Source organism: Caballeronia sp., from assembly GCF_028292365.1.
GTDB lineage: Bacteria > Pseudomonadota > Gammaproteobacteria > Burkholderiales > Burkholderiaceae > Caballeronia.
Genome location: NZ_JAQGMM010000082.1, coordinates 1 through 5,934, shown reverse-complemented (window position 1 = coordinate 5,934; position 5,934 = coordinate 1). Strand labels below are relative to the sequence as shown.

Here is a 5,934-nt window from a genome sequence, read left to right as displayed (position 1 = left end):
GTTCAAGACACGGATAAATGGATCAATTCGCCAAAGAGACCCTGCCAATCTCCCTCGAGGAGGAAATGCGCCGCTCATATCTCGATTACGCGATGAGCGTGATCGTGGGGCGAGCGCTCCCCGATGTCCGCGACGGCCTCAAGCCAGTCCACCGTCGCGCACTGTATTCCATGCACGAACTGAACAACGACTGGAATCGCGCCTATAAGAAGTCCGCGCGTATTGTGGGCGACGTCATCGGTAAATATCACCCGCACGGTGACCAGTCGGTCTACGACACCATCGTGCGGATGGCGCAACCGTTCTCGCTGCGCTACATGCTGGTCGACGGACAAGGCAATTTCGGTTCGGTCGATGGCGACAACGCCGCCGCCATGCGATACACCGAAATCCGCATGGCGAAGATCGGGCATGAGCTGCTTGCGGATATCGACAAGGAAACGGTCGATTTCGGCCCGAACTATGACGGCAGCGAAAGCGAACCGCTGGTTCTGCCGGCGCGTATCCCCAATCTGCTGATCAACGGCTCGGCCGGTATTGCCGTGGGGATGGCGACGAACATTCCGCCGCACAACCTGCGCGAAATCGTCGACGCCTGCATGCATCTGCTGAACAACCCCGACAGCACGATCGACGAGCTGATGGAAATCGTTCCGGGGCCGGACTTTCCGACGTACGGCGTGATTTATGGCGTCTCGGGCGTAAAGGACGGCTACCGAACGGGTCGCGGACGCGTGGTGATGCGCGCAACCACGCACTTCGAAGAAATCGATCGCGGCCAGCGGATGGCGATTATCGTCGACGAAATCCCGTATCAGGTGAACAAGCGCACGCTGCTTGAGCGCATTGCCGAGTTGGTGAACGAGAAGAAGATCGAAGGCATCTCGGACATTCGCGACGAATCCGACAAGAGCGGCATGCGCGTGGTGGTCGAGTTGAAGCGCGGCGAAGTGCCCGAAGTGGTGCTGAACAATCTGTACAAGATGACGCAGCTTCAGGACACGTTCGGCATCAACATGGTCGCGCTGGTCGACGGCCAGCCGCGTTTGTTGAACCTGAAGCAGATGCTGGAGTGTTTCCTGTCGCATCGGCGGGAAGTGCTGACGCGGCGCACTGTATACGAACTGCGTAAAGCGCGGGATCGTGGCCACGTGCTGGAAGGGCTGGCGGTGGCGCTGGCGAATATCGACGAATTCATCCGCATCATCAAGGCCGCGCCGACTCCGCCGATCGCGAAGCAGGACTTGATGAACAACGCCTGGGACTCGGAAATCGTGCGCGAAATGCTGTCGCGCGCTGAAACCGAGGAATCGGGCGGGCGTCAGGCGTACCGGCCGGAAGGACTGAATCCGGCGTACGGCATGCAGGCCGACGGGCTGTACAAGCTGTCCGACGTCCAGGCGCAGGAAATTCTGCAAATGCGCCTGCAACGCCTGACCGGGCTCGAGCAGGACAAGATTGTTGGCGAGTACAAGGAAGTCATGGCGCAAATCGCCGACTTGCTCGACATCCTGGCGCGGCCGGAGCGGATTCGCGCGATCATCGTCGAAGAACTGGCGTCCATTCGCGCTGAATTCGGTGATGACCGCCGTTCGCGTATCGAACTGAATGCGACCGAGCTGAACACCGAAGACTTGATCACGCCGCAGGAAATGGTCGTGACCATGTCGCACACGGGTTATGTGAAGTCGCAGCCGCTGTCCGAGTATCGCGCGCAAAAGCGTGGCGGCCGCGGTAAGCAGGCCACGCAGATGAAGGAAGACGACTGGATCGACACGCTCTTCATCGCGAACACGCACGATCACATGCTGTGCTTCTCGAACCGTGGCCGCGTGTACTGGATCAAGGTCTACGAAGTGCCTCAGGGTTCGCGGAACTCGCGTGGCCGTCCGATCGTCAACATGTTCCCGCTGCAGGACGGCGAGAAGATCAACGTCGTGCTGCCGATCAAGGAATTTTCCGCTGACAAATACGTCTTCATGGCCACGTCGCTTGGCACGGTCAAGAAGACGCCGCTGGAAGCCTTCAGCCGGCCGCTGCGCAAGGGCATCATTGCGGTTGGCCTGGATGACGGCGATTTCCTGATCGGTGCGGCGATTACCGACGGCCAGCATGACGTAATGTTGTTCTCGGATTCGGGCAAGGCGGTGCGTTTCGACGAAAACGACGTGCGTGCAATGGGCCGCGAAGCTCGTGGCGTGCGCGGCATGCAACTCGAAGAAGGGCAGCAAGTCATCGCGTTGCTCGTCGCCGGCGGTGAAAACCAGTCGGTGCTGACCGCTACCGAGAACGGTTTCGGCAAGCGTACGCCAATCGACGAATACACCCGTCACGGCCGCGGCACGAAGGGAATGATCGCGATCCAGACGTCGGAACGTAATGGCAAGGTGGTCGCCGCGACGCTCGTCGAGCCGGAAAGCGAGATCATGCTGATCACCAATACCGGCGTGCTGATCCGGACGCGGGTGTCGGAGATCCGTGAAATGGGCCGTGCAACCCAAGGTGTTACACTCATCAGTCTTGACGACGGCACCAAGCTGTCCGGCTTGCAGCATATCGCCGAGGCGGAAGTGGCGGTCGAACTCGACGCCGATCTGGAAGGTGAAGCGGGCGACGCTGGCGAAACATCGGCCAGCGCCGCTGCTGATGATCCGGCTGATGCTGGCGACGCATCGGGCGACACGCCGGACGACACGTCGGAAGGTGATGAGGACAGCACGTCCTGACCGAGTGTTCGCACCGAGCGCCTGTTCTGTTTCTGAAAGCTTGAATGGTTAAGCTGCGCGACTTGAGCAAGTGCCGAGTCGCGTCGCGATGGAAGCAAAAATTTTTTAAGGGAGTAATGATGCAAAAACAGTTTAAACAATGGATGTTGCTGGCTGCTTTGGTACCGGCTTTCGCATCGGCTCAATCGCTCCAGAGCCAAGCGACGACGCCGGCTGCAGACGCAGCCACAGCGGCACCGGATCCGGCGAAGCAAGCTGCGATCAAGGACCTGCTGGACGCAATCGACGCGCAAAAGCTCGTCGGCGCCATTGGTAACAGCGCACAAATGCAGTCGAAGCAACTGGTTCCGGCCATCTTGTCTGACGCTTTGAGCGAAAACAAGACGATGAACGACAAGCAGAAGCAGGCTGCCGTTCCTCAGCTTCAGAAGGACACAGTACCGAAGCTGGTTGATTCGGCAGGTCAGGTCTTCGCGACCGACTCGTTCCGTCAGGACGCCATGCAGGCTCAGTACGACGCGTACGCGAAGTACTACACGACGGCTGAAATCAAAGACCTGACGACGTTCTACAAGAGCCCGACGGGTCGCAAGTTCATCCAGGTTCAGGACCAGGTCGGTCGTGACGTGGTGAACGGTCTGATGCAGAAGTACATGCCGCAATCGATCAAGGCCACCCGCGCGCAAGCGGACAAGGAAGTGGCTGCTGTCAAGCCGAAGTAAGTCAGGCTGCCAAAGCCCGCTGCCGCTCGCGCGGCTGTAGTTTGGCGGGTTTTCGGGACGGTGCGATAATGGCTGTTTGCGTTCAGACGCAAACAGCCATTTCTTTTTCGTGGCGTGGTTCAGGCCTTATTCAGCGTTCCGTTCGCGCTGGCGTTGTTTGCTAGCGTTCTCTTTATCGCGTCCGGCTTTTCGGGGTGTTTATCAGATGCGCGTGTTCAATTTCTCCGCTGGTCCTGCAGCAATGCCCGAGGAAGTACTCCGTCAAGCCGCCGACGAAATGCTTGATTGGCACGGTAGCGGCATGAGCGTGATGGAAATGAGCCATCGCGGCGCTGAGTTCATGTCGATCCATGAAGCCGCGCTGACGGATCTGCGCGATCTGCTGAAAGTGCCCGCGTCGCACAGAATTCTGTTCCTGCAGGGTGGCGGCATCGGCGAGAACGCGATCGTTCCGCTGAACATGCTCGGAGCGCGTAAAACCGCCGACTTCATAGTGACCGGCTCGTGGTCGCAGAAATCCTTCAAGGAAGCGCAGAAGTACGGCACGCCGCACATTGCTGCAAACGGCAAGACGGAGCAAGGTTTCACGCACGTGCCGAAGGTCGCCGAATGGCACCTCTCCGACGACCCGGCTTACGTCCATCTCTGCACGAACGAAACCATCGACGGCGTCGAGACCTTTGAGATCCCCGATCTCGGTTCAGTGCCGCTGGTCGCGGACGCGTCATCGCACATTCTTTCCCGCCCAATGGACATCGCGAAATACGGCGTGCTGTTTGGCGGCGCGCAGAAGAACATTGGCATGGCGGGTGTGACGGTCGTGATCGTGCGCGAGGATCTGCTCGACCGCGCGTTGGCTATCTGCCCGTCGGCGTTCGAATGGAAGACCGTCGCCGCGAATAATTCCATGTACAACACGCCGCCGACCTACGCCATCTACATTGCCGGCCTGGTGTTCAAGTGGCTGAAGAAGCAGGGTGGCCTGGAAGCCATGGAAGCACGCAGCATCGGAAAATCGACGCTACTGTATGACACTATCGACGCCAGCAGTTTCTATCTGAACAAAGTCGAGCGTCAGTCGCGCTCGAGGATGAACGTACCGTTCTTTCTCGCCGACGAAACCCGCAACGAAGCATTCCTGGCCGGCGCAAAAGCGCGCGGCCTGCTGCAGCTGAAAGGCCACAAGTCGGTCGGCGGCATGCGCGCGTCCATCTATAACGCGGTGCCGCTCGAAGCGGTGAAGACGCTCGTCGAGTATATGAAGGAATTCGAGCAGGCCAGCGCCTGAAATCGCGGCCGGCCTCCCATCCGACGCTTGGTAGCCCAAGCCGGATCGACTCATCTCATACAACGCATGGACGACGACCTTAATTCACGACTCATACCGCTGCGCGACCGCATTGATGCGCTCGATGCGCAGCTCATCGCGCTCCTGAACCAGCGCGCCGCCGTGGCGCTCGAAGTGGGCGAGGTGAAGAAGCATTTCAACGCGCCGGTGTTTCGCCCCGAGCGCGAAATGCAGGTCATTGCGCGGCTCCAGGAAATGAGCGACGGGCCGCTTGCCGACGATCACATCAGCTCGATCTGGCGCGAAATCATGGCCGCGAGCCGCGCGCTCGAAAAGACGCTGCGCGCGGCTTATCTTGGGCCGGTCGGGACCTACAGCGAGCAGGCGATGGTCGAGTATTTCGGCCATTCCATCGAAGGCGTGCCGTGTCCTTCCATCGACGAAGTGTTTCGCTCGGTTGAAGCCGGTGCGGCCGAGTTCGGCGTGGTGCCGGTTGAGAATTCCGCGGAAGGCGCGGTCTCGCGGTCACTCGATCTGTTCCTGCAAACGTCACTGGTTATCGGCGGCGAACTGGCTTTGCCAATTCACCACAACCTGTTGACGGCATCCGGCACGCTCAACGGTGTCACGCGTGTGTTCGCCCATCCGCAAGCGCTCGCGCAGTGCCAGCATTGGCTGACGGCGAATGCACCCACGCTCGCGCGGCAGGCCGTATCGAGTAATGCTGAAGCGGCGCGGCTGGCGGTGGGTGACCCGACCATTGCGGCTATTGCCGGCGATCGCGCGGCCACGCATTACGGACTCGGCGTGGTCAGCGCGCTGATCCAGGACGACCCGCACAACCGCACGCGCTTCGTGATGATTGGCAAGGAACGTACAGGCGTGAGCGGCTATGACCAGACTTCGCTGATTGTGTCGGTGGCGAACGAGCCGGGCGCGTTGCTGAAGTTGCTGGAACCGCTGGCACGTCACGGGGTATCCATGACCCGTTTCGAGTCGCGTCCTGCGCGCGTCGGCACGTGGGAATACTATTTTTATATCGACGTGGAAGGACATCGCGAGGACGCAGCCGTCGCCGCTGCGCTCAAGGAACTGGGTGAAAAGGCCGAGTTCCTCAAGATCCTCGGTTCGTACCCGCGCGCTCGTTGAGCTTCTTAAAAATCGCTGGAGAAAACATGACATCGCAATTCGGCCCTTC

General features: G+C 59.8%; 4 protein-coding genes. All 4 read left to right on the top strand.

From position 1 onward, the window contains the following. Window positions 1-17: 17 nt before the first annotated feature. Window positions 18-2,726: a DNA gyrase subunit A gene (gyrA, locus tag JWR14_RS04740; RefSeq protein WP_299702178.1), complete on the top strand. Its 2,709-nt coding sequence runs from the start codon at window positions 18-20 to the stop codon at window positions 2,724-2,726. Window positions 2,727-2,845: 119 nt separating this feature from the next. Continuing rightward, on the top strand, window positions 2,846-3,448 hold the full coding sequence (locus tag JWR14_RS04735) for a DUF2059 domain-containing protein (RefSeq protein ID WP_299702175.1): 603 nt from the start codon (window positions 2,846-2,848) through the stop codon (window positions 3,446-3,448). A gap of 205 nt (window positions 3,449-3,653) precedes the next feature. Beyond that, window positions 3,654-4,736, top strand: coding sequence for a 3-phosphoserine/phosphohydroxythreonine transaminase (serC, locus tag JWR14_RS04730; RefSeq protein ID WP_299702172.1), 1,083 nt, complete (start codon window positions 3,654-3,656; stop codon window positions 4,734-4,736). Between the two features lie 66 nt (window positions 4,737-4,802). Then, window positions 4,803-5,885, top strand: coding sequence for a prephenate dehydratase (gene pheA, locus JWR14_RS04725; protein ID WP_299702169.1), 1,083 nt, complete (start codon window positions 4,803-4,805; stop codon window positions 5,883-5,885). Window positions 5,886-5,934: the final 49 nt, after the last annotated feature.

Excerpts from the sequence above, each read along its gene's own strand:
- gyrA (WP_299702178.1), top strand. The coding sequence starts at position 18 with ATGGATCAATTCGCCAAAGAGACCCTGCCAATCTCCCTCGAGGAGGAA.
- serC (WP_299702172.1), top strand. The coding sequence starts at position 3,654 with ATGCGCGTGTTCAATTTCTCCGCTGGTCCTGCAGCAATGCCCGAGGAA.
- JWR14_RS04735 (WP_299702175.1), top strand. The coding sequence starts at position 2,846 with ATGCAAAAACAGTTTAAACAATGGATGTTGCTGGCTGCTTTGGTACCG.
- pheA (WP_299702169.1), top strand. The coding sequence starts at position 4,803 with ATGGACGACGACCTTAATTCACGACTCATACCGCTGCGCGACCGCATT.